General features: G+C 71.1%; 27 protein-coding genes and 1 pseudogene. 14 read left to right on the forward strand and 14 right to left on the reverse strand.

Annotated elements, in window-relative coordinates; all coding sequences use genetic code 11:
* Window positions 1–56: 56 nt before the first annotated feature.
* Window positions 57–656: a helix-turn-helix domain-containing protein gene (locus tag OHB01_RS29070; RefSeq protein WP_328854253.1), complete on the forward strand. Its 600-nt coding sequence runs from the start codon at window positions 57–59 to the stop codon at window positions 654–656.
* Here the strand turns inward: OHB01_RS29070 and OHB01_RS29075 are convergent.
* The gene (locus tag OHB01_RS29075; protein WP_328855871.1) at window positions 575–1411 is read right to left on the reverse strand and encodes an aminoglycoside phosphotransferase family protein; all 837 of its coding nucleotides are present in this window, start codon (window positions 1409–1411) and stop codon (window positions 575–577) included. The genes OHB01_RS29070 and OHB01_RS29075 overlap by 82 nt on opposite strands.
* A 2-nt stretch (window positions 1412–1413) precedes the next feature.
* Window positions 1414–1836: a hypothetical protein gene (locus OHB01_RS29080; RefSeq protein ID WP_328854254.1), complete on the reverse strand. Its 423-nt coding sequence runs from the start codon at window positions 1834–1836 to the stop codon at window positions 1414–1416.
* Window positions 1837–2117: 281 nt separating this feature from the next.
* Here OHB01_RS29080 and OHB01_RS29085 point away from each other — a divergent pair, with 281 nt between their 5' ends.
* Together OHB01_RS29085 and OHB01_RS29090 are read left to right on the forward strand one after the other, a co-directional pair.
* A complete protein-coding gene (locus OHB01_RS29085; RefSeq protein WP_328710089.1) occupies window positions 2118–2240 on the forward strand; it encodes a hypothetical protein in 123 nt (40 codons plus the stop codon).
* An 81-nt stretch (window positions 2241–2321) separates the two neighbouring features.
* Entirely contained in the window at window positions 2322–2741 is a 420-nt protein-coding gene (locus OHB01_RS29090) for an ester cyclase (protein ID WP_168066528.1), read from the forward strand.
* Window positions 2742–2951: 210 nt separating this feature from the next.
* Here the strand turns inward: OHB01_RS29090 and OHB01_RS29095 are convergent, their stop codons facing one another.
* The gene (locus OHB01_RS29095) at window positions 2952–3839 is read right to left on the reverse strand and encodes a LysR family transcriptional regulator (protein ID WP_142651730.1); all 888 of its coding nucleotides are present in this window, start codon (window positions 3837–3839) and stop codon (window positions 2952–2954) included.
* Between the two features lie 184 nt (window positions 3840–4023).
* Between OHB01_RS29095 and OHB01_RS29100 the strand changes: the two genes are divergently transcribed.
* Window positions 4024–5259, forward strand: a complete 1236-nt coding sequence (locus OHB01_RS29100) for an MFS transporter (RefSeq protein ID WP_328710088.1) — start codon at window positions 4024–4026, stop codon at window positions 5257–5259.
* A 41-nt stretch (window positions 5260–5300) separates the two neighbouring features.
* On the opposite strand, the gene OHB01_RS29105 is transcribed toward OHB01_RS29100, so the two are convergent.
* Entirely contained in the window at window positions 5301–6248 is a 948-nt protein-coding gene (locus tag OHB01_RS29105) for an alpha/beta hydrolase (RefSeq protein ID WP_147944933.1), read from the reverse strand.
* A gap of 41 nt (window positions 6249–6289) precedes the next feature.
* Here OHB01_RS29105 and OHB01_RS29110 point away from each other — a divergent pair, with 41 nt between their 5' ends.
* Window positions 6290–6766 carry a MarR family winged helix-turn-helix transcriptional regulator gene (locus tag OHB01_RS29110; RefSeq protein WP_142651733.1) on the forward strand — a complete coding sequence of 159 codons (477 nt, stop codon included), beginning with the start codon at window positions 6290–6292 and terminating at the stop codon, window positions 6764–6766.
* An 87-nt stretch (window positions 6767–6853) separates the two neighbouring features.
* Here OHB01_RS29110 and OHB01_RS29115 read toward each other — a convergent pair whose 3' ends face one another.
* The gene (locus tag OHB01_RS29115; protein WP_328854255.1) at window positions 6854–8203 is read right to left on the reverse strand and encodes a nitroreductase/quinone reductase family protein; all 1350 of its coding nucleotides are present in this window, start codon (window positions 8201–8203) and stop codon (window positions 6854–6856) included.
* Window positions 8204–8284: 81 nt separating this feature from the next.
* Window positions 8285–9610: an ISL3 family transposase gene (locus OHB01_RS29120; protein ID WP_328709300.1), complete on the reverse strand. Its 1326-nt coding sequence runs from the start codon at window positions 9608–9610 to the stop codon at window positions 8285–8287.
* Between the two features lie 614 nt (window positions 9611–10224).
* On the opposite strand from OHB01_RS29120, the gene OHB01_RS29125 reads away from it, so the two are divergent.
* Window positions 10225–10956 (forward strand): alpha/beta hydrolase, encoded by a 732-nt coding sequence (locus OHB01_RS29125; protein WP_328854256.1) that lies wholly within the window; start codon window positions 10225–10227, stop codon window positions 10954–10956.
* Between the two features lie 75 nt (window positions 10957–11031).
* Here the strand turns inward: OHB01_RS29125 and OHB01_RS29130 are convergent, their stop codons facing one another.
* Window positions 11032–11568, reverse strand: coding sequence for an HIT family protein (locus OHB01_RS29130; RefSeq protein WP_328854257.1), 537 nt, complete (start codon window positions 11566–11568; stop codon window positions 11032–11034).
* Window positions 11569–11826: 258 nt separating this feature from the next.
* Between OHB01_RS29130 and OHB01_RS29135 the strand changes: the two genes are divergently transcribed.
* On the forward strand, window positions 11827–12252 hold the full coding sequence (locus tag OHB01_RS29135) for a VOC family protein (RefSeq protein WP_168066530.1): 426 nt from the start codon (window positions 11827–11829) through the stop codon (window positions 12250–12252).
* A 508-nt stretch (window positions 12253–12760) separates the two neighbouring features.
* Here OHB01_RS29135 and OHB01_RS29140 read toward each other — a convergent pair.
* The gene (locus OHB01_RS29140; protein ID WP_328855872.1) at window positions 12761–13651 is read right to left on the reverse strand and encodes an RNA polymerase sigma-70 factor; all 891 of its coding nucleotides are present in this window, start codon (window positions 13649–13651) and stop codon (window positions 12761–12763) included.
* Window positions 13652–13920: 269 nt separating this feature from the next.
* Here OHB01_RS29140 and OHB01_RS29145 point away from each other — a divergent pair, with 269 nt between their 5' ends.
* Entirely contained in the window at window positions 13921–15261 is a 1341-nt protein-coding gene (locus OHB01_RS29145) for an FAD-binding oxidoreductase (RefSeq protein ID WP_328854258.1), read from the forward strand.
* 100 nt (window positions 15262–15361) lie between these two features.
* On the opposite strand, the gene OHB01_RS29150 is transcribed toward OHB01_RS29145, so the two are convergent.
* Window positions 15362–15760 carry a DUF3224 domain-containing protein gene (locus OHB01_RS29150; protein ID WP_142650976.1) on the reverse strand — a complete coding sequence of 133 codons (399 nt, stop codon included), beginning with the start codon at window positions 15758–15760 and terminating at the stop codon, window positions 15362–15364.
* 200 nt (window positions 15761–15960) lie between these two features.
* On the opposite strand from OHB01_RS29150, the gene OHB01_RS29155 reads away from it, so the two are divergent.
* On the forward strand, window positions 15961–16704 hold the full coding sequence (locus OHB01_RS29155; RefSeq protein WP_142650977.1) for an ATP-binding protein: 744 nt from the start codon (window positions 15961–15963) through the stop codon (window positions 16702–16704).
* Between the two features lie 110 nt (window positions 16705–16814).
* Here OHB01_RS29155 and OHB01_RS29160 read toward each other — a convergent pair whose 3' ends face one another.
* Window positions 16815–17264, reverse strand: coding sequence for a universal stress protein (locus tag OHB01_RS29160; protein ID WP_142650978.1), 450 nt, complete (start codon window positions 17262–17264; stop codon window positions 16815–16817).
* Window positions 17265–17461: 197 nt separating this feature from the next.
* On the opposite strand from OHB01_RS29160, the gene OHB01_RS29165 reads away from it, so the two are divergent.
* The 3 genes from OHB01_RS29165 to OHB01_RS29175 are packed head-to-tail and all read left to right on the forward strand — an operon-like array spanning window position 17462 to window position 19972.
* Window positions 17462–18397 carry an ABC transporter ATP-binding protein gene (locus tag OHB01_RS29165; RefSeq protein ID WP_221890000.1) on the forward strand — a complete coding sequence of 312 codons (936 nt, stop codon included), beginning with the start codon at window positions 17462–17464 and terminating at the stop codon, window positions 18395–18397.
* Between the two features lies 1 nt (window position 18398).
* Window positions 18399–19172: an ABC transporter permease gene (locus OHB01_RS29170; protein ID WP_328854259.1), complete on the forward strand. Its 774-nt coding sequence runs from the start codon at window positions 18399–18401 to the stop codon at window positions 19170–19172.
* Complete coding sequence (locus OHB01_RS29175; RefSeq protein ID WP_328854260.1) at window positions 19172–19972, forward strand: ABC transporter permease; 801 nt, start codon at window positions 19172–19174, stop codon at window positions 19970–19972. The genes OHB01_RS29170 and OHB01_RS29175 overlap by 1 nt, the downstream gene beginning before the upstream one ends.
* A 235-nt stretch (window positions 19973–20207) precedes the next feature.
* Here the strand turns inward: OHB01_RS29175 and OHB01_RS29180 are convergent, their stop codons facing one another.
* Window positions 20208–21320, reverse strand: a complete 1113-nt coding sequence (locus OHB01_RS29180) for a winged helix DNA-binding domain-containing protein (RefSeq protein WP_328854261.1) — start codon at window positions 21318–21320, stop codon at window positions 20208–20210.
* Between the two features lie 16 nt (window positions 21321–21336).
* Window positions 21337–21759, reverse strand: a complete 423-nt coding sequence (locus OHB01_RS29185; RefSeq protein ID WP_328854262.1) for a VOC family protein — start codon at window positions 21757–21759, stop codon at window positions 21337–21339.
* 135 nt (window positions 21760–21894) lie between these two features.
* On the opposite strand from OHB01_RS29185, the gene OHB01_RS29190 reads away from it, so the two are divergent.
* Window positions 21895–22932: a helix-turn-helix transcriptional regulator gene (locus tag OHB01_RS29190; RefSeq protein ID WP_147945351.1), complete on the forward strand. Its 1038-nt coding sequence runs from the start codon at window positions 21895–21897 to the stop codon at window positions 22930–22932.
* A 123-nt stretch (window positions 22933–23055) separates the two neighbouring features.
* On the opposite strand, the gene OHB01_RS29195 is transcribed toward OHB01_RS29190, so the two are convergent.
* Both OHB01_RS29195 and OHB01_RS29200 read right to left on the reverse strand, forming a co-directional pair.
* Entirely contained in the window at window positions 23056–23658 is a 603-nt protein-coding gene (locus OHB01_RS29195; RefSeq protein WP_147945350.1) for a YdeI/OmpD-associated family protein, read from the reverse strand.
* A gap of 31 nt (window positions 23659–23689) precedes the next feature.
* The gene (locus OHB01_RS29200; protein WP_328854263.1) at window positions 23690–24127 is read right to left on the reverse strand and encodes a carboxymuconolactone decarboxylase family protein; all 438 of its coding nucleotides are present in this window, start codon (window positions 24125–24127) and stop codon (window positions 23690–23692) included.
* Here OHB01_RS29200 and OHB01_RS29205 point away from each other — a divergent pair.
* A pseudogene (locus OHB01_RS29205) lies at window positions 24026–25027 on the forward strand (helix-turn-helix transcriptional regulator); the annotation flags it as partial. The gene OHB01_RS29200 and the pseudogene OHB01_RS29205 sit on opposite strands and share 102 nt — an antisense overlap.
* Between the last annotated feature and the right edge of the window lie 171 nt (window positions 25028–25198).

The following is a 25198-nucleotide window of genomic DNA, read 5'->3' on the forward strand; positions in this document are numbered from 1 at the left end:
GTGGTGGGCGGCTCGCCGGTTTGTCAAAGCGTCGACCATCCTCGACACTTTCTTACGTGAACGACGACAAGACGACGGGGGAGCGCCCCGGCGGCGAACCCGGCCTCCTGGAGCTGCGCACCCCCGAGCAGTTCAAGGCACTCGGCCACCCCGTCCGTCACCGCATCGTCAACCTGCTCCGCCAGCGCCCCGCCACACTGGGAGAACTGGCCACCGCACTGGGAGCCGCCAAGGGCACCATCGCCTACCACGTCCGCGTCCTGCGCGAGGCCGGCATCGTCCGCCTCGCCGGCACCCGGCACGTACGCGGCGGCACCGAACAGACCCTCACCCTGGTCAGCCGCGGCTTCCGGCTGCACAAGGACGCCGAACCCGGCCCCGGCTTCCTCATCAGGGCCGCCCTCGCCGAGATGCTCCCCGCCCGGCCGGAACAACCCGAGCACACCCAGCTCAACCACCTCTGGCTCACCCGGCAGGAGGCCGACGCGCTCATCGCCCGCCTCCGCGACCTCCCGCCCCCTCCCGGGCGCACCCCACCGCCCGGCGGCGAGCCGTACGGGCTGCTGCTGTCGCTCTACCCCGCCGACATCCCCACCCTGCCGCCCGTCCCCTCCGGCGACAGCGCCGACAGCGCCGACAGCAACAGCGCCTCGTGACGCGCGACATGCGCGCTGTCGGCGAGATACAGCAGGTCGTGCCCCTCGGCGACATGCGCGGCGAACGCCTCATGACCCGCCGCCGCCTCCGCACGCATGTGGGCCACCAGATGCGCCAGCCGCGCCCGCGCCGTCCGCGGCAGCGCCTCCCGGCCGGCCGCGCCGAGCCCGTAGGCGTCGGCGAACACCCGCAGCCGCCGCGCCTGCTCCGCCACCCCGGGAGCACTCTCATCACGACTCGGATCGTGCAACGGCACGAACCGGTACGCGGCATAGGCCACATCCCACACCCGCGGCCCCGGATGCGCGGTGTCGAAGTCGATGAACGCCACCGGCCGCCCCTCCCGGAAGACGCAGTTGTACGGCGCCACGTCACCGTGACAGACCACCTCCGCCGGAGCGCGCGGCGGGAAGTACCACTCGGCGTCCTCCGGCGGCGCGAACCCAACCGTCGCGTCGTGGTAGTCCCGCAGCAACGTCCCCGCCCCGGCCAGCGCCTCATCGGTCATCACGTACGCCGGCAGGGGATAGTCCGGCACCTCACCCGGGACGAACTCCAGCACCTCCCGGCCCTCACCGTCACACCCGTACGCTCTCGGCGCGCCGCCGAACCCGGCCGCCGCCAGATGGCCCAGCAGGGCGTGCACCACCGGCGTCCACCTGCGGGCCGGCCGGCGCACCGTGCCCCCCACCCGGACGACCCGGTTGACCCCGCCGCCGGTCAGCTCCTCCTCCCCGCGCTCCGGGACGGCCATGCTCACACGCCCGACCGGACGGATCGTGTGGGGGAGGTCTGCGGCGCCGTCCAACCGGCGAGGAGTTTGAGGCGGTCCTCCGAGGGTGTGCCCGGCTCGGCAGTGTAGATGACCAGCTCGTGGACGGCCCGTTGAGGCAGGGGCAGGTTCAGGGAGCGGAAGGTCATCTCCAGACGGCCGGCTTCGGGATGGTCCAGCCGCTTGCCGCCTTCGAGACGGATCCGGACGTCGTGACTGGCCCACATGGTGCGGAAGTCGAGGCTGAGCGTGGACAGCTCGCCGACGAGCTCACGCAGGGCCCGGTCGTGTGGTGCACGTCCCGCTTCGGCGCGGAGCATCGCGACCGAGGCCCTGGTCAGGAAGTCGCGAATGTCCGAACGGTTGCCGGCGGGATCACCGGTGTGGTCTCCGGACAGAGATTCCATTCCTTCGACTGTACCCATGGTGTGGATCACCGGCGCGACCAGCGGTATCGGCGCCCACACCGCGCGGCTGCTCCTCGGCCGCGGCCACCGCGTGGCGGTCACCGGCCGCGACGAGAGCAGACTGAAGGCTCGAAGAGGCCGGCCGCCCCGACCGGCTGCTGGGTCTTGTCGCGGACGCGGCGGACTGGCAGGCCACCGAGCCCGACCTCGCCGCGTCCCTGGAGCGCAACGCGCTACGGCCCGGCCGTGCCCGCGTCCCCGAGGTCGGCATCCACGCCACGGTGAGACGCCTGCGCCGCCCGCGATCGTCGGATGGGTTCGACGTCGTCCGTACGGTGGTCTTCGACGGCCGCGGCGGCTTCGCCGTACGAGCCGAGGACGATCCCGATGAGTGGCAGCCGTGAACAGGGCCCGGCAAAAACTGCGCTGAGACGGGCGCGGCGGCGCGCTCACAGGGCATCCACCGATAAGGGAGGGCCGACATCGTGGGTGAAGCCCGCCGGGTGCGCGACAGATACAACGCCGCGTTCAATGCGCATGACATTGACGCGCTGCTCAGCACGGTCAGCCCCGACGCGGCCATCCTCAGCCCCGAAGGCCTCGCCGAGGGCCGCGAGGAACTCGGCTCCTACCTGGAGGAGTTCTGGGCGGCGTTCCCGGACGTGCACACCGTGGTCCTGGAGTCGTTCGACACCGACGACACGACGATCGACGAGGTCGTGTTCGTCGGCACCCACAAGGGGCCTTACCGGGGGCCGGGCGGCAAGGTCATCCCGCCGACGGGCCGTCCGGTGAACATCCGCTCCTGCTACGTCTGCACGGTCGAAAACGGGTTGATCGTCAGCATGCGCGTCTATCTCGACCAGATGGAACTGCTGTCCCAGCTCGGCGTGCCGCCCGAGTGACCCGCCGAGGATCTCACGACGTGGGATCAGAAGGTTGGGATCAGGAGGCGGGGGAGCAGGGCGGGGCCACACCCCAGCCCCAGCGGGGGACGGGCGCCCGGCTGGGGGTTCGCCAGGGCGAGACGGGTGCCCCACTCGATGTAACTCGCGAAGACGGCGCGGAAGTCGGGATCGCCGGGCAGGACGAGGCCGCTCCGCCTTCGAGCGTAATCATGTAACTGGCAAAAGTGCGGAGTGATCGGCGTCGATCAGCTCAAGGAAGGCCGTGGCCGCCGGAGACGGCCGGTTGTCCCAGATCATGTGCTCCACCCGCGTGGGAGCGTCACGGAGGCGGATGACGCGCAGGTCGGGAAAGCGCGGCGCGTATGCGGCGGGAAGCATGCCCACGCCGAGGCCCTGCCGTACGAGATCGACCATGAGATCGGCGGACGACACCTCGAAGGGCACCTCACGCCGCACCCCCGCGGCCGCGAACGCCTCGTCCGACTGCGCCCGGCCCGCCGCGCCGACACGGAAGTCGATGAACGGCTCGTCCGCCAGCCCCCGCAGGTCCGCCTCGGTCTCCACCCGGTGATAGTCGGGCGCGACCACCGCGACCAGCTCGCCGCCACCGAGACGGCGGCTCCTGACGCCCCTGGGCTCCGCACGCGGCGGCAGGCCGAGGAACGCGACGTCGACGGCGCCCTGCCGCACCCGCTCGACCAGCTCGTCGCTGCCCGCCGCCGTGAGCGTGATGCGCACCCTCGGATAACGCCGCCGATACTCCCGCAGGGCGACCGGCAGATCGACGGCCGCCACCGTGGGGATGGTGCCGACGGCGAGCCGCCCGCGGATCTCCCCGGCGGCGGACGCCACCTCGGCCCGCGCGCGGTCCGCGGCCTCCAGGCACTCCCGTGCCGCCGTGAGGAACGCCTCCCCGGCAGGCGTCAGCCGCACCCGCCGGCTGGTCCGCTCGAACAGCCGCGCGCCCAGCTCCCGCTCAAGCGCGGCGATCTGATGACTGAGCGCCGACTGCACCACACGGCAGCGCTCGGCCGCCCGGGTGAAGTTCCTGGTCTCCGCGACCGCCACGACATACCTCAGTTGCTGCAGCTCCACCCGACCATGATGAACCACGATCGATGTCGATGAAAACTATGTGTTGGACTCATCAATCGGTGATCGCGCACCCTTGAAGGCGGCGGCCACCGGGCCCCGCGCCGCCGACTTCCTCTCCCGCCGCGCCGCGTGGCCGAACGACGCACCCGGCCGGCAGGCGATCGACCAACCAGAAAGAACACCAATGGCCACCCAAGGCACACACCCGCACTCGACCGCCAGAGCATGGCTCGGCGTCGCGGCGATCACCGCCAGCCTCTTCGCCTTCCTCACCACCGAGCTGATGCCCGTCGGCCTGCTCACCCCGATGAGCACGAGCCTGCGCATATCCGTGGGCGCCGCCGGGCTCATGGTCACCCTGTACGGCGTCTCCGCCGGGCTCGGCGTGCCCTTCATCGTGGCGTGGACCAGGCGCGTCAACCGGCGCGTCCTGCTGTCCACGCTCCTGGCGATCCTGACCGTGGGAAACACGATCACCGCGATCTCCCCGAACTATCCGCTGGTCCTGACGACCCGGCTCGTCATGGGCTTCGCCAGCGGAGTGTTCTGGGCCATCGGCGTGAGCATGGCCATGCGCCTCGTCGCCGAACGCCACGCGAGCAGGGCCGCCGCGATCGTGATGTCCGGCATCTCGATCGCCGCCGTCGTGGGCATCCCGCTGGGAACCGTCCTGGAAAGCCTCACCGGCTGGCGCACCACCTTCCTCATCTGGGCCGGCCTCAGCGCGCTGGTCCTCCTCACCGTCGTCACCGTCATCCCGTCACTGCCGTCGACGAACGCGGTCTCCGTACGAGAGGTCTTCGGCCTCCCGCTGAAGAACGTGCCGCTGCGCCTGGTGCTGTTCACCATCGTGCTCTTCGTGCTCGGCCACTTCGGCGCGTACACGTTCGTCCGCCCCTACCTGGAGGACAGCGCGTCCGCCACGCCCTTCTTCATCACCGCGGCGCTGATGGTGTACGGCGCTGGCGGCGCGGCCGGGAACTTCGTCGCCGGCTACACGGTGACCAAGAGCCTCAGAGGCAGCTTCATCGCCGGCTGCGCGGGACTCGTGACGTCGTTGCTCCTGCTGCTCACGATCGCGCACGGGCAGGCAGGAGCGGTCGTCACGCTGGTGCTCTGGGGCGTCTCCTTCGGCGTCGTCCAGCTCTCCCAGGTCAACCTCACCCAGGCCGCCGCACCCGACACCTTCGAAGCCGCCATGTCGCTCAACACCATGGCGTACAACACCTCCATCGCACTCGGCGCGCTGTTCGGCGGTCTGTTCGCCGATCACCTCGGCGTCACGAGCGTCGTCTGGTTCGGCGTGACGCTCACCGCGGCCTCGCTGCTCCTCACCCTCGCCACCCGCCGGAGGGCCACCCGCCCCGTCCTCGGCGACGCGCCGGCGTCCGCCCCCGCGCAGACGGCCGACCGGGCGTGAACACCCACTGATCACGACCCGGCTGATCACGACCCGGCCGATCACGACCCGGCCGAGCGGCTCCCGGCGGGGGAGAACGCGCGCGGCACGCCCCCGGCGCGGATGCGCTGGCCGAGGAAGAAGGCCGCCCGGTCCAGCGCCTCGTCCGCCTCGTCCAGGACCCCGGCGAACGACTGGAACACATGCGGCACGCCCGCGGTGACGTCCAGGATCACGTCCACTCCCGCCGCCCGGGCCCGCGCGGCCAGGCGCGTGGAGTCGTCCAGCAGGACCTCGTTGGTGCCCACCTGAAGCAGCATCGGGGGAAACCCGGTCAGATCGGCGAGGACGGCCGGGCTGAGCAGAGGCTGCCGCGGGTCGGCCCCGCCGAGATACATGGCCCCCGTGTGTTCGAGGGCCTCCCGGGTGAAGATCGGGTCGATGCCCTCCTTGGTGTCCATGCTCTCGCCCGTACGGGTGGCGTCGAGGCCGGGGGAGAACGCCACGATGGCGGCGGGCAGCGGAAGACCCGCGTCACGCGCGGCGAGACAGGTGGTGACCGCGAGCCCGCCGCCCGCGGAGTCCCCGGCGAATGCGATGGCCGAGGGGTCCTCGCCGCTGTCGAGAAGGGCGCGGTAGGCGCTCACGCTGTCGTCGATCGCGGCGGGGAACGGATGTTCGGGGGCCAGCCGGTAGTCCACCGAATAGGCCGCGAAGCCGGTCCTGACCACCAGGTTTCCCGTCAGCGACAGCGCGGTCTCGGGGGATCCGAAAACCCAGCCGCCGCCGTGGAAGTAGAGGATCGTCCCGGCGCGGCGCTCCTCGTCCGGCTCGACATGCAATGCGGGCCGGTCGCCGAGCGTCGTCGGCGTGACGCGCACGGCGTCCGGCACGATCATCTGCGCCATCAGCGCCGTGAAGCCGGCTCGGAGGGCCTCGACCGACCGGGGCCCTTCGGGCCATGGCCGTCGCAGTATCGCGTCGATCCGGGCGCGTTGTTGCTTGCTCATGGGTGCTCCCGCCAGAAGTAGATGCCCGTACACTATATGCCGTGGCATCTAAATCGAACGGGGACCCAGCCGGCCTCCAGAGCTTCTTCTCCGATCTCGTCCGATGCGAGACACGCCTCTACAACGCCCTCAACGACCGGCTGCGGGAACGGCACGGCATCGTCACCTCCCAGTTCGAGGCCCTGCGCTATCTGCGCGACCACCCCGGGTCCCGCGTCGCGGACCTCGCCGCCGAGTTCGCCGTCGGCATCGGCGCGACCAGCAAGGGCGTCGACCGCCTCGAACAACGCGGATGGGTCGTCCGCCGGCCCAACCCGGCCGACCGCCGCTCCTCCCTGCTGGCCCTGACCGACGACGGCACGCGGCTCGCCGACGCGGCGGAGGCCACCGTCACCGGCGCGCTGGCCGACCTGGTCGCAGACACCCTCGACGGCTCCCCGGGGGAGGCCACCCGGCAGGTCCTCGCCACGCTGCGCTCCCTGCTCGAACGCGGCCAGATCGGCATGCCCACAGGCTGAGACGAGCCCCGGCCGCCCGATCGGCCGGGAACGATGCCGGCTCGTCCCGATCGGGCGGTCAGAGGCATCTTCACGGGCGGATCGGCGTCACCTCGCCCTCCCCGCCCGGGTGCCGGCGACCCAGTCCGCGAGACGGCGCAGGAACGTCATGGCCACAGCAGGCGGGTCCTGCGCCATCACGCTCGCATGGAAGGCATGCGGCATGCCCTCGTACAGGTCCACGGTCACGTCGACATCAGCGGCCGCGGCGGCCGCCGCGAAGCGCCGCGTGTCGTCCAGCAGCACCTCGGCGGTCCCGGCCACGAGCAGCAGCGACGGCAGGCCGCGCAGATCCCCGTGGAGCGGAGACTGGGGCGCCCGATCGGCGGGCGCTCCGGCCAGATACTGCGCGGTGACGTGTTCGGCCACCCGGCGATCGATCACATCCCCGCCCTCGTTGACGTCCAGGGACCGGCTCGACAAGGTCAGATCGGTCAGCGGGGAGACCGCGATCGCCGCACCGGGCAGCGGATCACCCGCCTCCTTGAGCGCCAGCAACGCCGACAGGACGAGCGTCCCGCCCGACGACTCGCCGCACACGACGACCCGATCGGCCGGCACCCTCTGCTCCAAAAGGCTCCGATACACCGCCACCACGTCGTCCAACGCGGCGGGATACGGATGGGCGGGCGCCAGCCGCTGGTCCACCTTGAACACGGGACGCCCGGTGGCCTCCGACAGCCGCCAGGCCATGAGAGGCTCCAGCGCCGGCTGGGCACGCTCGAAACCGCCTCCGTGCACGTACAGCGTGACGCCGTCCCCGGCAGCCGACCCTCCCGCCGCGCTGACCCACAGCCCCGGAACGCCTCCGGTGTGCGCCAGCGCGGGCGTCGCATCGCCACCGAGCGCCGGTGCACCGGTGAACAGGGACTGCATCGCGGTCATCACGGCCGCGCGGTCGCCGGAGGCGGCGGGGACCTGAGCGACGCGCAGACGATCCCCGTCACGCGGCGAAGGGGCGCCTTCCGGCAGGTCCGAGAAGGAAACGGAGCGCGGGGTCAACGCCACGACGGGCAACACGCGGCCCGACCGCACCTCATAGTCGGCCCAGCCGGCATCGGCTTCGACCGCCCGGGCGAACAGCCGATCGCGTTCCTCGCCCTCCAGAACGGCGGCCTCCGCCTCGATCGTGAGGATGCCGGTCTCCACGGTGACGCGGGAATCGGCACGCAGGTTGTGATACCAGGCCGGGTGGCGCGGCGCACCGCCTGCCGAGGCGATGACCAGCATCCGGCCTCCCTCGTCATCCAGGTAGCCCAGGGGGACCGTACGGCGGACCCCCGAACGTGCGCCGGTGGTGGTCAGGAGGAGCAGCCTGGCCCCCTCGAAAGGGCCGCCCACCTTGCCACGGTTGGCGCGGAATTCCTTGATGATCTGCTGATTGAAGTCGTGCGGCATTGTCTGCTTTCTTGTTCCGGACTTTCTTGATGCCGGACTTTCTTGATGCGGGGCTTTTCCGGGCATGGCGGCTCTTCGAAGTTAAGCGGGGTTGAGGAATCCGCGGCTTCGTCGGGTGGTGGCGCAGCGGGTGCGTAACCGCTGGTTTTCGGGGTTGCGGAAGCCGTACGCGTCGCGGGCGACGGTCTTGATCACGCGGTTGGTGCCCTCGGAGCCGGCGTTGGTGATGCCGGTGTGGATGAACGCGAGGATCTCGGGCCACCAGGTCTCGACCGTGCTCGCCAGGCGTTCCAGTTCAGGCAGGCCGGAGGCGGCGCAGCGGTCATAGAAGCGGAACAGCCGGCCGGCGACGACGGAGCGATCGGGGTGGGTGCGCGCCAAGGCGAGCAGGTCGAGCAGGTCTTCCTTGGCGTTCCACGCGGCCAGGATCGGCACTCCGATCCGCCTCGGTAGCGCCATCAGGTCATCGACCATCGGGTCGAGTTGCGAGCCGTGCATCCGGGCGGCCGAGCGGGTCAGCCGGTTACGTAGTTCCCATTCGCGGTTGCCCTTGCGCCCGCGCCTGCCCCGCACCTGGACGGTGACGCGGCGGCGGACCTCGGTGACGGCGGCGTTGGCCAGCTGCACGATGTGGAAGTGGTCGACCACCAGCCTGGCCTGCGGTAACGCCACCCGGACGGCGGATTTGAAGATGGTGCACATGTCGATCGCGACGAAGGTCACGCCATCACGCCAGGCCTGAGTACGCTGGCCGAGCCAGCCGGTGACAGCAGTGCTGGTACGGCCTTCGACCTGGCCGAGCAGGCCTTGCCCGCCGGACAGGTCGACGAAGCCGACATGCCATCGGTCCACGACGGTCTGCCAGGTGCCGGTGGTCTCATCCCAGGTCCAGCGGGGCCGGCCTCGGCGGATCTCATCGATCCCCAGCACCGTGACGGGGGCGGGCTGACCGGGCAGCACCCGCTGGGCGTGCGCGGTGAACGCCGCACAGGCCACCGGCCAGGACACGCCGTGGTCGCGAGCCGACTGCACGATCGTCCTCCCACGGTCGGCGACGGCTTCCCCGGCGGCCTGGCGTAATCGCACCGTCAGCCGGGCCCGGGCCGGGACCTGTGCGACGTGCTCGGTGAACGTCCCTCTCGGGCAGGCCGGCTCGTCGCAGTACCACCGGCGTTTACGCCAGCGCAGGTCACAGCGGCGGCCCGCGACCGGTAGGTCACGCGGGCGGGTGGTCACCCACTCCTTGACCCGGGCCGCGAACACCCCGCACTCGGGGCAGGCCCGAGCGCTCTCGTCGGCGGTGACCAGATGCACGATCGGCCCCTGCCTGCTGTCTTCACCTGCTGCGACGACGTCGACGACGGCCAGGCCCTCCAGGCCCAGCAGCCGGGTCGTATCGTTGACCATGCTCGCGGCTCTTCTGTTGATCTTCTGCGTAGATAACAGAAATGATCAACGGGAGCCGCGAGCTCCCTCAAGAGGCAATCCATCCCGCAGCCGCGCGAGCAGGCGCAGCCTCGCCTCAACCCCGATCAAGTTCGATGAGCCGGCATGGCGAACCGACCGCCTCGCCGCATCAGCGCAGGCGGTGGTGAAGGAATGACGGAAACGCGCGCGGCGGCATAGGAGACGGCGCGGCGGCGAATTGCGCCGACGCGACAGGCCGCGCCGATACGCGGTCGAAAGAATTTCAGATCACGAGGTCGAAGATGCGGCGGGCCTCGCGCCCGCCCGGCCCTCACGCCGTGGCCGGGTGCCTCACTCGCTTGTGGCCCATGGCCGACCCGGCAGTCACGAAGCTCACGTTATCGCCACCTCGGGAATGCGGCAACATCGCATCCGTCCCGGTTCACAACATGGCGGGGGACAGGCCGTCCTGCCGTGATATGTTCACCGTCACCGCGCATCGCGGCGAACCAGGGAGGTGAGACCGATCAACGCTGTGACAGGTCGGGACTCCCTCCTTCTCATCGCCTAGGGGAGTGCCCGCGAAAAGGCATCCTCGAAAGGCGTGAAACGCTGTGCGCTTCATCTCCTGCACGTCGTCCGGCGGCGTCACCGAACAACTCTTCACCCTCGATGCACTCCCCGGCGTGCTCTGGACACCGGAAAACGCCACAGGCGCTCGTCCTCTCATCCTGATGTGCCACGGTGGCGGCCGGCACAAGAAGGACCCCGACATCCTCGCCCGCGCGCACCGCTACGTCACCGAGGGCGGCTTCGCCGTCGCCGCGGTGGACGTGCCCGGCCACGGCGACCGTCCGACGGACGAGAGGTACGACAAGATCGCTACTGAGAATCAGGCTCGCGTGGCGGCGGGGGAGGAGCTCGCTCCGCTGATCGCCGCCTTCCAGGCGCTCGTGGCCCGCCAGACCGTCCCGGAATGGCGGGTGGTGCTCCGGGCGCTCCGCCGGCTCGACCACGTCGGCGGCGGCCCGGTGGGCTACTGGGGCGTGTCGCTGGGATGCGGCCTCGGCGTTCCGTTCGTCGCCGCCGAGCCCCGGATCCGGTGTGCGGTGCTGGGCCTGGGCGGCGCGCCGGCGTCGGCCGAGGCCGCCGCACGGGTCACCGTGCCGGTGCGGTTCCTGCTGCAATGGGACGACGAACGGGTGCCGAGGGCCCAGGGCCTCGCACTGTTCGACGCCTTCGCCTCGGCCGACAAGACCCTGCACGCCAACCCCGGCAGGCATGGCGAGCTCCCCGAGTCCGAGATCGACAGCTCACTGCGCTTCTTCCAACGGCACCTCGCCTGAACCCACCGCCTCGTCACGCGTGAGCAGGCCGGCCTGCGGGGGAGCGACGCGCACTGGGCAACCGCGTGCCGGTCGTCACCTGTCCACGCCGGCCTCGGACAGGACGGCGCGCAGGCGGCCGGCAAGGTCGGCCGCCTGCTGCGCCGACCAGGGAATCACGCCGTTCTCGGTCATCAGAGCGTGATACTGCTGCTGCTCATACGGAGTTCCTGGAGGCAGGGGAGCGATATGCCAGTGCAGGTGGGCGTTTCCCTGTTGGCTGCCCAAGGACAACAGATAGGTGCGTTCGGAGGGGACGACCGCCTCGACCGCCAGGGCGACTCGGCGGACCGTCCGCATCAGCCGCAGGTAGGCGTCTTCGTCAAGGTCCCGGACGGCATGCTCCACGTGGGCGCCGGGAGCCACCAGGACCTTGCCGGGCATCGTGGGGTAGCGATCCAGGAAAGCGACGTGGTGCTCGTCCTCGAAGACGATCTGCTCAAGGTCGTAGCCGGGCGCGCCCGCCAGGATGGCGCAGATGAAGCACGGACGGCCTCTGGTGCGCCGGACGTAGCCGGCGAGATCGAAGGGTTCTCTTCCCTGGGGCAACGGATCGCTGTCGTGGGTGCTCATGGTCGCACCATAAGCGGACCATGAGGCTGATCAGTCAGTATCCGGCCATCGATGGAAAGAGCGGACATCACTCCCTATACCGGACAGAATTCACCTTCTGTCCGGTATAGGGAGTGATGAGGCATTTGTCGCATCCGTGGATGCGTATACGTCCGGCAGGAAAGATCTTGGATCTGGGTGTCGGGAATTCGGCGCCGGCTCCGTCCCAGGGGTGCCCGTGACCGCGACAGAGGAGGGACCATCGTGACGATCCAGCGCATGGACAACGTCGGCATCGTCGTCGACGACCTGGAGGCCGCCATTGCCTTCTTCGTGGAACTCGGCATGGAGCTGGAGGGAAAGGCGCTGATCGAAGGGCCGTGGGCGGCACGCCTCGTCGGGCTCGACGACCAGAGCGTCGACATCGCGATGATGCGCACCCCGGACGGCCACGGGCGGATCGAGCTGGCGAAATACCACACGCCGGAGGCGATCGCCGGTGTGCCGCGGGACGCCCCGGCGAACACGCTGGGCATCCGCCGCATCATGTTCGCCGTCGACGACATCGACGAGGTCATCGCGCGCCTGCGTGCTCACGGCGCCGAACTCGTCGGCGACGTCGTGCAGTACGAGGACGCGTACCGGCTCTGCTACCTGCGCGGGCCCGAGGGAATCGTCGTCGCGCTGGCCGAGGAACTCGGCTGACGGCCTCCGCCGCGGTGACCGCGCGGGCATGGGCGTCACGCGCACCTGAATCCCAGGCCACAGCCCCTTCCGGCGTTGCTCGATAATGTACATTATGTCAAGTTGGCTGGTTCGGCCACTCCTCTGGTTCCTCCGGTTCGCGTCTCGAGGCGTCGCCGTCTCCCACGATCCGACCGGTGCTCGCGCTCGCGTGCTCGCGATGAGCGGGCCCGCGCCCGCGCCGGCTGGTGTGGCGCCGAAGCCGGGACGTACGGCGAGCCCGGCAACCGGCCGGCCGCTCCCTCTGTCTGCCTCCCGCTGCGGTGCGGCCGGCCGGTCGGTTACGTACTGTGACCTCTCCCCCGGGCTGATCGGCCGTGCCGCGTGTGCCGAGGTGCCGCCGCATGTCGAGTACGCGCTCGGCCGCGGCCTGAACGAGATCGTCAGGCGGTTGATCGGGTGGGCGACCGAGCCTTACGACGTGATTCGCCGTACCGGTGCGGTCCTCTCCCCCGCGTGAGCGGCGGGTTCAGCGGGTGACAGTGATCTCCCGCTCCATGTGTGACAGTTTCTCCGGGTTGCGTACGGCGTAGAGGCCGGTGATGAGGCCGTCGTCGATACGTACGGTGATGACGGTGTCGACGTGGCCGTCGGCCCGGATGATCAGTGCGGGGTGGCCGTTGACGTGCGCGGGCTGCAGTGAGGCCGCGGGAGCGAGCCTGCTCAGCAGGTGGGCCACCTGGTCGGCGCCGACGATGGGGGTCGGGGCGGCCTGCTTGAGTCCCCCGCCATCCGCCAGGAAGACGATGTCGGGGGCGAGGATGTCGAGCAGGCGTTGCAGGTCGCCGGTCTCGACGGCCTGTTTGAAGGCCTGGAGGGCGTGGCGGGTCTGGTCCGGGGTGACGGTGTCGCGGGGGCGGCGGGCGGCGACGTGGGAGCGGGCGCGGTGGGCGATCTGGCGGACGGCGGCCTGGCTCTTGCCGACGGCGTCGGCGATCTCGTCGTAGTCCAGGTCGAACACCTCGCGCAGCACGAACACCGCCCGCTCGGTGGGCGACAACGTCTCCAGCACCAGCAGCATCGCCATCGACACGCTCTCGGCCAGCTCCACGTCCTCGGCCACATCCGGCGCGGTCAGCAACGGCTCGGGCAACCACGGCCCGACGTACGACTCCCTGCGCCGGCCGAGCGTACGGAGTCGTTTGAGGGCCTGGCGGGTGGTGATGCGCACGAGGTAGGCGCGCTGGTCGCGTACGGCGTGGAGGTCGACGCCCGCCCACAGCAGCCAGGTCTCCTGGAGGACGTCTTCGGCGTCGGCGGCCGAGCCGAGCATCTCGTAGGCCACGGTGAACAGCAGGTTGCGGTGGGCGACGAACGCCGCGGTGGCCGGGTCCACGGCGTGGTCCACGGCGCGGTCCATGGCGGGCTCCGTCCGGTCGCCGAGCGGCTGGGGTGCGTGCGTTGGTCTCTCGCTCATGCGCGGGTTTCCTGTCTGCTGGTTCTCGTCTGCTGGTTCTCGGCCGTTGCGTCCATACGATCCCGGCGCTCGCCGCTTTGTGACACCAGGGATGGGTGACGCACGTCACACGACGGTGCCGTCACAGGTTTCGGGTGGCCGGGATCTCTTGCTCGTCAGGACGCCGCGCCGGTGCTCGGCGCGGCACATCGCGAGTGAGGAGCACACGAGTCATGAACGCAGCGCTTGAGACCCTTCGCCGTGACTTCGGCGGCGACGTCATCGAACCGGGAGCGGCGGAGTACGCGTCGGCCGGGCGGACCGCGCTGGTGCAGGGCAGTCCGGCCTGTGTCCTGCGGCCCAGGAGCGTCGGGGATGTGCGGGCGGGGGTGAGATTCGCAGCGGAGGCGGGGCTTGTGCTGTCCGTGCGGGGCGGCGGTCACGGCTTCCCGGGCTTCGGCACGAACGACGGCGGCGTGGTGATCGATCTGAGCGGGCTCGCGACGGTCGAGGTCGTCGACAAGGAGCGGCACATCGTGCGGATCGGCGGCGGCGCGACCTGGGGTCAGGTGGCGGCCGCTCTGGCCCCGCACGGGCTGGCGATCTCTTCGGGCGACACCAGGAGCGTCGGTGTCGGCGGGCTGACGTTGGGCGGCGGCATCGGCTGGAAGGTCAGGAAGCACGGCCTGGCGCTGGACAGCCTGGTCGCCGCCGAGGTGGTGACCGCCGGTGGAGAGGTCGTGCGGGCCGGCGTGGAGGACAACGCCGAGTTGTTCTGGGCTCTTCGGGGTGGCGGTGGCAACTTCGGGATCGTGACCGCGTTCGAGTTCGCGGCGCATCCGACGACGGACGTCTTCTTCGGGAAGATCGCCTTCCCCGCGCAGGAGGCCGCCGCCGTGCTCCAGGGGTGGGCCGACCTGCTGCGCGCGGCGCCGGAGGAGCTGACGTCGATCGCGAACCTCGCCAATCCTCTGGCCGGTGGCCCTCTGGCTCCGATCGAGGTGCAGGTCGCCTTCGACGGGGACGACCCGCACCTCGCTGCCCGGGCGATCGATCCGATCCGGCGGCTCGGCACGGTGATCGCCGACGATGTGGCGCTGCGGCCGTACGCCGACACGCTCGTGGACGGCCTCGTCGCGCCGCCGGGGATCCGCCTGTTCACCCGGAGCGGGTTCGTCGGGAGGGAGTCGGTGCCCGAGGCCCTGCGGATCCTCGCCGCGGCCGGGGCGGCGGAGGGGGCGCCGTTCATCTCCGTACGCAGCCTGGGCGGCGCGGTGGCCCGGGTGCCCGGCGACGCCACGGCGTACGCGCATCGCCGGGCGGAGCTGATGATCGGGACCACGGTCGCGGGGCCGGCGCCGGTCGTGGAGGCCGCGCTGCCGGGCCTGGAGGCGATCTGGGGCAGGCTCGCGCCCCACGTGAGCGGCGCGTACGTGAACTTCCTCGCCTCGGCGGGCGAGGAGGATGTGGCGGCGGTGTATCCGCCGCGGACCTACGAGCGGCTGGCGGCGGTCAAGCGCCAGTGGGACCCCGGCAACCTGTTCGCCCGCAACCACAACGTGCGGCCTCGGTAGGCCGCCCTGCCGGGCGCGTCAGGCGGCGGTGTGGTGGTCTGCCGGCGGGTTTCGCCATGCGCCGGCGGCCACCCGGATGGGGGTGGCCGGATGGGGGTGATCAGTCCTCGGGGAGGGTGTAGTCGAGGAGGTAGTGGTGCCCGTCGCCGTCCACGCGGATGGTGCCCTCGCCGGTGAGGCCGGCCAGTTCGCCGGTGCCGCTGGTGGGGACGACCTGCCATTTCAGCCACTGTTCGCCGTTGTGGCTGCCGGCGCTGTGCTGGAGCGCGAAGGTGCCCTTGCGGCCGTGGAGGGTGCCGTCGAAGTGTTCGACGCCGACGTAGGCGGCGGGGCCTTCGGGGGTGACGACGGTGAGGATCTCGGTGGTGCTGGTGCCGGTGAGGTCGCCGTGGAAGGTCTTGGCGATGGCGTTGCGGCCGAAGGTGGCGCCCTCCTTCTCCTCGGTGGCCAGTTCGGTCCAGTTGGTGATGTCGAAGGTGCCGGTGGCGTGTCCGTTCATGTGCCCAGCGTGCCGCGTGTTCCTGTCATCTTCCGTCAGGTAGGGCGGCGCCGGGGTGATGATCGGGAGGAGAAAGTTAGGCGAATGCCGTGAAGCCCGCCACCTTGCAGCCGCTCATGACAGATGATCGGAGGCATGGGTGTTCCCCGACCGGCCGTCCCGGTCCTCGCCGGCCGGTCCGTCCAGGGCCTTCCATCGCAATGCTGATCTCGCCTTTTCCCTCCCAGGAGGGCCGCAGGACCGCGTACAAGGTGTTCGGGTCGGCCGCGACCGCCCCGCGCCGGGCACGCGCGTTCGTACGGTGCCAGTTGCGGGGGTGGGAGCTCGCGGATCTGGCCGAGACGGCGGAGCTGGTCGTCTCCGAGCTGGTGACGAACGCGGTGCGGGCGACGGACGCCGTGGTCAGCCCGCCGATGGCCTCGTCGATGTTCCCGGTGGCCCTGCGTACGGTGGCGTTGCGGGTGCGGGTGGCGCCGGGCCGGCGCAGCCTGTTCATCGAGGTGTGGGATGTCAGCGACCGCGAGCCGGTGCCGGACGGCGACGCGGGGGGTGAGCTGGGCGAAAGCGGCCGGGGGCTCGTGCTGGTCGGCAGTCTGGCCCGGCGGTGGGGTCATTATTCGGCGCCGGACCGCGGCAAGATCGTGTGGTGTGAGCTGGCCATCGCGCCGCCGGAGGAGGCGCGCTCGCCGGGGACGGCGGGTGCTCCGGCTGCGGGCCCGCAGGACGCGGCCGCCGCTGATGTGACGTCGGCGGGAGTGCCTGCGGGGACGGTTGCGGAGACCGCTGTTGAGACCGTTGTGGAGGCACCGCCGGGGATGCTGCCGCGGCGGGTGCGGCGGCATCCGGTGGGCGTGCGGGATGACGGCCCGGACGAGGCGACGCTGCTGCGGGTGCTGGAGGGCCTGCGGGCGCTGGACGTGTCCGGGCCGCCCGAGCGCCGCTGATCTCCTGGCACGTCTGATCCCCCGGCACGTCGCGCGATGCCTGCCGCGCGGCTCCTGTTGCGTGGTGCCTGTTGTGTGGTGCCTGTTGTGTGGTGCCTGTTGTGTGGTGCCTAGGGGACGACGGTGACCGGCCAGCGGCCGGTGCGGACCAGGCGGAGCGCGACCGAGCCGATGAAACGGTGACCGGCCTGCGTGGAGGCGCCCACCACGACGGCGTCCGCCCGGATCTCGTCGGCGATCCTGGCGAGGACGCCGGCGGCGTCGCCGTATTCGGTGCGGAAGGTGTAGTCGACACGGGAGTGGGCGGTCTTGGCGAAGAGCTCCACCTGCGCGCGCAGGTCCGTGGCGATCTCCTCCCCCGCCTCGATCACCGAGGCCGACGCGGCCGGGACCATCGTGGTGATCGCCCCTGGGTTGGCGACGTAGACGAGGACGACGTGCGAACCCTGGCGGCGGGCGAGGCCCCAGGCGTAGGCGGCGGCGCGCAGGGAGGTCTCCGAGCCGTCGATGCCGACGAGGATCACCCGGGGGCCGTCGGTGCCCAGCTCGAACGTGTTCACGCAAGTCAGGGTACGGCTCCCCCGGGGGCGGCCGCATCCGGGCCCGGGCCCGGACGGATCTCCAGTGATCTCGGGCGGAGCCGGTGGTGGCGCGCGGCGGTTTTCGCGTGCCGCCGGGGAGGCGGGGCGGGGCCGGTCCGGGCGGCGCGGATAACCTGTTGCGGAAATGTCGGGGCCGTTGGTTAGGGTCTCGGATCGTGGCCGATCAACCTTTGATCTACGCGCGCGGCCTGGTCAAACGCTTCGGGGAGTTCACCGCTGTCGACGGGATCGATCTCGACGTTGCGCCGGGAGAGGCGTTCGGTTTCCTCGGGCCCAACGGGGCCGGCAAGTCTTCGACCATGCGGATGATCGGGTGCGTGTCCACGCCGACCACCGGTGAGCTGCGGATCCTGGGCATGGACGCGGTGCACGACGGGCCGAGGATCCGCGCGCGCCTGGGGGTGTGCCCGCAGCTCGACAATCTCGATCCCGACCTGACGGTGCGGGAGAACCTGGTGACGTACGCCCGTTATTTCGGGCTGTCGCGGGCGGAGAGCCGCAGGCGGGCCGACGAGTTGCTGGAGTTCGTGCAGCTCGGCGATCGCGCGGGCGGGAAGGTGGAGCCGCTGTCGGGAGGCATGAAGCGGCGGCTGACGATCGCGCGGGCGATGGTGAACGACCCCGATCTCGTGCTGCTCGACGAGCCCACGACGGGGCTGGACCCCCAGGCCCGTCACCTGTTGTGGGAGCGGTTGTTCCGGCTCAAGCAGCGGGGCACGACGCTGGTGCTGACGACGCATTACATGGACGAGGCCGAGCAGTTGTGCGACCGGCTGGTCGTGATGGACGGCGGCAGGATCGTGGCGGAGGGGTCGCCGAGGTCGCTGATCGAGACCTACTCGACGGCCGAGGTGGTCGAGCTGCGGTTCCCCGGCATGCCCGAGGCGGGGCCGCGACACGCGGCGGCGCTGGAGGGGGTGGGCAAGCGGGTCGATCCGCTGCCCGACCGGGTGCTGGTCTACGTGGACGACGGCGACGCCGCGCTCGCCGAGGTCCACCGGCGCGGCCTGGAGCCGTCGAGTGTGCTGGTGCGGCGGTCGACGCTGGAGGATGTGTTCCTCCATCTGACGGGCCGGACGCTGGTGGACTGAGATGGCCGTGACGCATGGGGTGCATCCGACGATCGCGGTGCTGGAGCGGCACCTGACCCTTTACCGGCGGCTGTGGCAGGCGTCGGTGTTCTCCTCGTTCGTGCTGCCGGTGCTGTTCCTGCTGAGCATCGGCATCGGCGTGGGGGGTTATATCGGCCGGGTGCAGGGGGTCGATTACCTGTCGTGGATCGTGCCGGGCGTGCTCGCCTCGACGGCCTTCCAGATCGCGGTGGGTGAGTCGACCTATTCGGTGCTGGGTGACTTCAAGTGGGTCAGGGCCTATCACGCGATGCGGGCCACACCGGTGGAGCCGATGGACATGGTCCGGGGGCATCTGCTCTACCTGGTGTTCCGGGTGGCGATCGCGGTCGTGGCCTTCCTGGTCGTGGTGGTGTTCTTCGGCGGGCTGCACTCGCCGTGGGCGCTGGTCACCCCGCTGGTGTGCGCCTTGCTGACGGTGTCGGTGGCCGCGCCGGTGACGGCGTTCGCCGCCACGATCGACCATGACAGTTACTTCTCCCTGGTGTTTCGGCTGGTGGCTCTTCCTTCGACGTTGTTCGCGGGGGTGTTCTTCCCGGTCGAGCAGCTCACGCCGGTGTTGCGCCCGCTGGCGTACGCCTCGCCGCTGTGGCATGCGGTGGAGCTGTGCCGGGCGGCGACGCTCGGCCGTGCGACGGCATGGCCGGTTCCGGCGCATGTGGGCTATCTGCTGGTGTGGGCGGCGGCGGGTCTTTTCCTGGCGGTGCGGGCGTTCCGCCGGAGGCTGGAGGACTGATGGTGACGACGCTGGTGGCGTCCCGGATCTCCCCCGGCCGGGTGGGCGCCGTCATCGGCCGCAACGTAGGGGCGCTGCGCTCCGGGCCGTCGTACTGGATCGTGCTGCTGTCGGGTTTCTTCGAGCCGCTGCTGTATCTGCTGTCGATCGGTGTCGGCGTCGGCGCGCTGGTCGGTGACCTGACGGTGGACGGGCGGACCATGTCGTACGCGTCGTTCGTCGCGCCGGCGATGCTGGCGGTGTCGGCGATGTCGGGGGCCCTGGCCGAGACGACGTACAACTTTTTTTTCAAGCTGAAATACATGAAGACGTTCGAGGCGGTGCTGGCGACGCCGGTGCGGCCCGTCGAGGTCGCGGTGGGCGAGCTGGTGTGGTCGATCGTCCGGGGTTCGCTCTACACCGTGATCTTCCTGGTCGTGATGGTGGCGATGGGGCTGGCCGAGCCCGGTTGGGCGGTGGCGGCGTTTCCGGCGACCGTGCTCGTGGGGCTGGCCTTCGGCGGGCTGGGGATGGCGGTCAGCACGCTGATGCGCGGCTGGCAGGACTTCGACCTGATGGGCACCGGGCAGTTCGCGTTGTTCCTGTTCTCCGGGACGTTCTCCCCTGTGCAGGACTATCCGGTCGGGGTCGAGGTGCTGATCCAGGTCACGCCGCTCTACCACGCGGTGGAGCTGGTGCGGGGCCTGTGCATGGGTGTGCTGGGGTGGGGGCTGGTGGGGCATGCGGTCTACCTGGCCGCGCTGGCCGTGGCGGGGGTCTGGTTCGCCTCCCGGCGCCTGACCCGGGTGCTGTGCGACTGACGATGTGAACCACACGACGTCGGCCACCCCATGTCGGCCACCCCATGTCGGCCACCCCATGTCGGCCACACGATGTCCGCCACACGATGTCCGCCACACGATGTCCGCCACACGATGTCGGGCACATGATGCGAACCTGGCGGTGAACCCGGTGGTGAACAGGGCGCGGCCGATGGCGCCGCCGCGCCACGCCCGCCGCCGGCGCCAAAGTTCCGGCGTTCGGTCGTTCCGGCGCTCAGGCGGCGGACGGGTCGATCCGTACGCGGTCGCTGTCGCCGTCCGACAGGAACGCCGCCAGCGACCTCCCCTCCTCGATGACGGCGGCGTGTTCTGAGCGCGACAGGCGGCGCAGCGGGGTGACGGTCACGGTGCCGGCTGTGGCACCTGCTGTGGTGTCCCAGGTCGCGGAGACCCGGCCGTCCACCAGGACGACGCGGGCGCCGGCGACCGACAGGCCGCGGTGGGCGTCGTCCACGATGCGGCTGCGGTCGTGGTAGCCGAGGATCGCGTTGTCGAACGCCGGCAGGAAGCGCACGGGGGCGGGGGTGCCGGGGTCGGGGCGCGGCGCGTCGGGCAGGTCCAGCAGTTGCCGGCCCCGCTCGTCGCGGAAGGCGACGAGCTCTCCGCGTACGGCGTCGACCGCGGCGGGCAGCCCGGCCAGGCCGCACCAGGCGCGCAGGTCGGCGGAGGTGGCGGGCCCGAAGGCGGCCAGATAGCGGCGGACCAGCGCCTGACCGGCCGGGTCGGACCCGTCCGCAGGCAGCGGGGCGATGTCGCGTCCCAGCCAGGTGGCGAGGGGGAGGTTGCGTACCCCCGCTTTGGTGCGCCACAGTCCGCGCGGGGGCAGCTGGGCCATGGGGATGAGCGCGGCGACGAGCAGCTCGCCCAGGGCCCTGCGTGGTGGGGCGGGCCGGCGGACGGCGAGCGCGTCGACGAGCTCGGCCATCGTGCGGGGCCGTCCGTCGGCCATGACCTCCCGGCCGGCCGCCGCCACTTCGTCCGGGTCGAGCCCGGCAAGTTCCCGGCGGTAGGTGGTGAGCACCCGCCGGCGCAGCATGGTGTCGTGCCGGGAGCGCCAGGCCAGCGCGTCGGCGGCGGTGACGAGGTGGACGGTGCGGCGCATCAGGTGGGTGCGCACCACGTGCCGCCCGGTCAGCAGGCCGTCCAGGGTCGCGGGGCGGAAGTCGCGCACCCGCGACCACAGTCCGGCGAACGGCTCCTGCGGTTCCTGTGCCTGCATGCCGCACAGGTGCGCGATGACGTCGAGTGCCGGTGCGCCGGTGCGGTCGAGCAGGAACTGCCGGGCGAGCGTGGCGCGGTTGAGCGCGCGGTTGTCGAGGACGGTCATGGCGTCGCGGGTGTGCTCAGCCGTTGTAGGGGGCCGCGACGTCGAGGACCCAGACGACGCCGAAGGGGTCCTTGAGCATGCCGTAGAGTGGTGCCCACTGCGCGGGTTCGAGCGGCCGCACGATGGTGGAGCGGGCGGCCATCCTGTGCCACAGGGCGGTGATCTCGTCGGTGTCGTCGCCGCGTACGGAGACGAAGACGGCGTTCTCGCCCGGGTTCCAGGGTTTGTGGGAGGGCACGTCGTAGGCCATGACGTGGAAGCCGTTGTCCGCGGTCACCTGGCCCCACATCACCCAGTCCGCTTCGCCGGGGTTCTGGGGGTTGCCCGCGTCCTTGTAGGTGATGGCGACGACGTTTCCGCCGAAGACGGAGTGATAGAAGCCGAGCGCCGCGCGGGCGTCGCCGTGGAAGTTCAGGTGGGTCGTGGTGGTGATGGACATGGTGGCTCCTCGCCTTGCGATCTGTCGTACACACGCCGGAAGCGGCCGGGCATGCGTCGTCGGCCGGCGTCGATGACCTCACGGTTTCAGGGGTAGCGGACAGCATGCGTCCTCTTCTTGAGCAGGATGGGTGTCATGCCGAAGACGTCCGCGCGGCTGCTCGCGCTTTTGTCGCTGCTGCAGGCCCGCCGCAACTGGTCGGGTGAGGAGCTGGCCGGGCGGCTGGGCGTCAGCACGCGTACGGTCCGCCGTGACGTCGACCGTCTGCGTGAGCTCGGTTATCCGATCACGACTTTCAAGGGGCCCGACGGCGGATATCAGCTGGAGGCCGGTTCGCGGCTGCCCCCGTTGCTGTTCGACGACGATCAGGCCGTCGCCCTGGCCGTGGCGCTTCAGACGGTCACCACGACGGGCGCCGGCGTCGGGGAAGCGGCGGCGCGTGCGTTGAACACCGTCCGGCAGGTCATGCCCGCGCGGCTGCGTCACCGGATCGACACCTTCCAGGTCACCGCCGTCGAGCGGCCCGCGACGCGGCCGGACGTACGGGTCGACGGCAGCGTGCTCGTGGCGCTCAGCGCGGCGGTCCATGCCGGTGAGGTGCTGCGTTTCGACTACGCGGCCGCGTTCTCGCCGCAAGCGGGTGACGGCGGGGTGCCGGCGCCGCCGCGCCGGGTGGAGCCGCATCATCTGGTCACCTGGGGTGGGCGCTGGTATCTGGTCGCCTGGGATCTCGACCGGGAGGATTGGCGCACCTTCCGTGCCGACCGGATGGCGCCGCGCTCCCCCACGGGGCCGCGTTTCGCGTCGCGCGAGGTGCCCGGAGGTGATGTGGCCGCTTTCGTGGCCGAGAGGTTCCGGGGCTTCGACGGGTCGGGTGACTGGCTCTGCCGCGGTGAGGTGGTCCTCGGCCTGCCTGCCGCCGTGGTGTCTGCGTACGTGCGGGACGGTGTCGTGGAGGAGCTGGGCCCGGGCCGTTGCCGGCTCGTCCTCGGCTCGTGGTCGTGGCACGGCCTGGCCGCCGCCATCGGCAGGTTCGACGCCGAGATCGAGGTCGTCGGCCCGGCCGAGCTGAGGGAGGCGTTCGCGCACCTGGCCCGCCGTTATGCCAGGGCCGCGGGCGGCGCGTCCGCGTCCCCGCTCCCCGGCCGCCTCGACCCGCCCCCGGCGTCGTAGTCAGGGCACCGGCCGCCGGCTTCACCCTCAGCCGCCCCTACACCGGCCCCCTCGTCGTCTGCCGGGATGGGCCGGGTGCCTGTGGCGAGGCGCCCCGCGGAGTGCTGCCCGCCCCGGTGCGGGTCAGCGATCGTCGAGGGTGCGCTTTTGCGGGTGGATCGTCTCGCCGCGGGCGAGCATGCCGACGAACTGGGCGATACGGCGGGCCCGGGTCTCGGCGCGTTTGGCGTTGGCGACCCGATAGAGGACGGCGTAGCGGTTCTGGGCGGTGAGGATGTCGAACATCGCCTGTGCTCCGGGATCGGCGGCCAGTGCGGCGGCCAGGTCGGCGGGCACCTCGATGCCGGCCTGGCCCGCGTAGGCCGCCTCCCAGCGGCCGTCGGCCTTGGCGCGTTCGACCTCGGCGGTTCCGGCCGGGTGCATCCGGCCCTCGCCGATCAGGCGGGTGACGATGGAAACGTTCCGCTCCGACCAGGCGCTTTGCCGTCCGCGAGGGGTGAAGCGCCGGAAGAAGGTGGTCTCGTCCCGCCGTCGTAGCCGGCCGTCGATCCAGCCGTGGCACAGGGCCTCGTCGAGCGCCTGGTCGTACGTCAGACTGGTGGGCCGGGTCGTGTTCTGCTTGGCGAGGACCAGCCACACCCCTGCCGAGCCGTCGTGGTGCTCGCCGAGCCACTCCCTCCAGGCCCGGGCGTCGGTGACGGTCAGTTCCGGGAGTTCGTCGCTCATCGTCGTGTGCCCCCTGGTGATCCGCCCGCCGTCACCAGGCCGTGCCGGCCGGTTCCCGGAGCGTGTGGTTGATCCGGTTGAAGAAGTTGGTGAGCGCGATGTTGAGGATGATCGCGGACAGCTCGTTCCGGCCGAACTGGGCGGTGACGTCGTCCCAGATGTCGTCGGTCACGCCCGGCGCGCCGTCCTGGATCCGGGTGGCGGCCTCGGTCAGCGCGAGCGCCGCCCGCTCGGACTCACTGGAGAACGGCGCCTCCCGCCAGGCCACCACACCGTGCAGCCGCTCGTCGCTCTCCCCATGCTTCCTCGCCGACGCGACCCCGGCGTACACGCAGGCGCTAAAGCCGTTGATCTGGCCGGCCCGCAGATGGACCAGCTCGAGCACGCGCAGGTCCACGCCACCGGCGTGGACGGCCTTGAACAGGTGCTGGATCGCGGTGGTCACGTCGGGGTTCGCCACGCTCTTCATGCGTGCTTCCATGGGTTGTGCCCCTCGTCTGTCGCGTGCGCCCCCGCCCGGGGCCCGTCATTCCAAGGCACCCCGGCAGCGGTCATCGTCGTCGTGGACTTTCCGGCCGGGAGGTTCTCGGCCGTGCCGGCGACGTTACGGGATGACCCGGTCAGAAACGGTCCTGGTTATCGAGCAGACTGTGAGCCGTGGTCAACACCTCGGCGCGGCTGCTGCGGCTGCTGTCTTTGCTGTCGGCGCGGCCGTCGTGGACGTGCGCGGATCTCGCCGCCCGGCTTCACCGAGCGGACGGTGCGGCGGGACATCGCCCGGCTGCGTGAGCTCGGCTATGGCATCGAATCGGAGATGGGTCCGTGGGGCGGCTATCACCTCGGGCCAGGGGCCGGCATTCCGCCGCTGATCCTTGACGAGGAGGAGGCCCTCGCGGTCGCCGTCGGGTTGCGCACCGCCGCGTTCAGCGGGGTCTCGGGAAGCGACCAGGCGGCCCTGTCGGCGCTGCTGAAACTCCGCCAGGTGCTGCCGGCCGGGATCGCGGCCCGGCTCGGCGAGCTGGACGGCGCGTTCACCCACACCGCGCACCCCGACGACGGCCAGATCTCCCCCGCGCTGCTGCTCGATCTGGCCACCGCGTGCCGGCGCGGCGAACGCACCCGCTTGGCCTACCGCGACGGCGCCGGGACGACGTCCACGCGACACGTGGATCCTTATCGGCTCATCTACACGGGCCGCCGCTGGTATCTGCTCGCCTACGACCTGACGCGGCAGGACTGGCGCACGTTCCGTACGGATCGGATCGTGGACGCCGCCGCCACCGGGCGGGCCGCGGCCCTGCCCGACCCGCCGGATCCGGCGCAGACGGTCGGTACGGGCATCGCGCGGAGGCCCTATCCGGTGCGGGTGACCGTGCGCCTGGCCGTACCGGCCGACGAGGCCCGCAGGCTGGTGCCCGGTGAGCAGGTCGGTGACCGAGCGTGGCATCGCGGAAACCCGTCAGCGACGAGGAGGTGTCTCGCTCGCGCACTGACGGGTTTCCGTTTCGTTCTGGCACTTCTTGGCGCCTTTCGGGGCGTT

The sequence above is a fragment of the Microbispora hainanensis genome, assembly GCF_036186745.1.
Classification (GTDB): Bacteria; Actinomycetota; Actinomycetes; order Streptosporangiales; family Streptosporangiaceae; genus Microbispora.

Coding starts and splice junctions, on each gene's coding strand:
- OHB01_RS29075 (WP_328855871.1), bottom strand. CDS start 1,411: ATGGCCGTCCCGGAGCGCGGGGAGGAGGAGCTGACCGGCGGCGGGGTC.
- OHB01_RS29080 (WP_328854254.1), bottom strand. CDS start 1,836: ATGGAATCTCTGTCCGGAGACCACACCGGTGATCCCGCCGGCAACCGT.
- OHB01_RS29100 (WP_328710088.1), top strand. CDS start 4,024: ATGGCCACCCAAGGCACACACCCGCACTCGACCGCCAGAGCATGGCTC.
- OHB01_RS29105 (WP_147944933.1), bottom strand. CDS start 6,248: ATGAGCAAGCAACAACGCGCCCGGATCGACGCGATACTGCGACGGCCA.
- OHB01_RS29115 (WP_328854255.1), bottom strand. CDS start 8,203: ATGCCGCACGACTTCAATCAGCAGATCATCAAGGAATTCCGCGCCAAC.
- OHB01_RS29120 (WP_328709300.1), bottom strand. CDS start 9,610: ATGGTCAACGATACGACCCGGCTGCTGGGCCTGGAGGGCCTGGCCGTC.
- OHB01_RS29130 (WP_328854257.1), bottom strand. CDS start 11,568: ATGAGCACCCACGACAGCGATCCGTTGCCCCAGGGAAGAGAACCCTTC.
- OHB01_RS29135 (WP_168066530.1), top strand. CDS start 11,827: ATGGACAACGTCGGCATCGTCGTCGACGACCTGGAGGCCGCCATTGCC.
- OHB01_RS29140 (WP_328855872.1), bottom strand. CDS start 13,651: ATGGACCGCGCCGTGGACCACGCCGTGGACCCGGCCACCGCGGCGTTC.
- OHB01_RS29145 (WP_328854258.1), top strand. CDS start 13,921: ATGAACGCAGCGCTTGAGACCCTTCGCCGTGACTTCGGCGGCGACGTC.
- OHB01_RS29150 (WP_142650976.1), bottom strand. CDS start 15,760: ATGAACGGACACGCCACCGGCACCTTCGACATCACCAACTGGACCGAA.
- OHB01_RS29155 (WP_142650977.1), top strand. CDS start 15,961: ATGCTGATCTCGCCTTTTCCCTCCCAGGAGGGCCGCAGGACCGCGTAC.
- OHB01_RS29170 (WP_328854259.1), top strand. CDS start 18,399: ATGGCCGTGACGCATGGGGTGCATCCGACGATCGCGGTGCTGGAGCGG.
- OHB01_RS29175 (WP_328854260.1), top strand. CDS start 19,172: ATGGTGACGACGCTGGTGGCGTCCCGGATCTCCCCCGGCCGGGTGGGC.
- OHB01_RS29180 (WP_328854261.1), bottom strand. CDS start 21,320: ATGACCGTCCTCGACAACCGCGCGCTCAACCGCGCCACGCTCGCCCGG.
- OHB01_RS29185 (WP_328854262.1), bottom strand. CDS start 21,759: ATGTCCATCACCACCACGACCCACCTGAACTTCCACGGCGACGCCCGC.
- OHB01_RS29190 (WP_147945351.1), top strand. CDS start 21,895: ATGCCGAAGACGTCCGCGCGGCTGCTCGCGCTTTTGTCGCTGCTGCAG.
- OHB01_RS29195 (WP_147945350.1), bottom strand. CDS start 23,658: ATGAGCGACGAACTCCCGGAACTGACCGTCACCGACGCCCGGGCCTGG.
- OHB01_RS29200 (WP_328854263.1), bottom strand. CDS start 24,127: ATGAAGAGCGTGGCGAACCCCGACGTGACCACCGCGATCCAGCACCTG.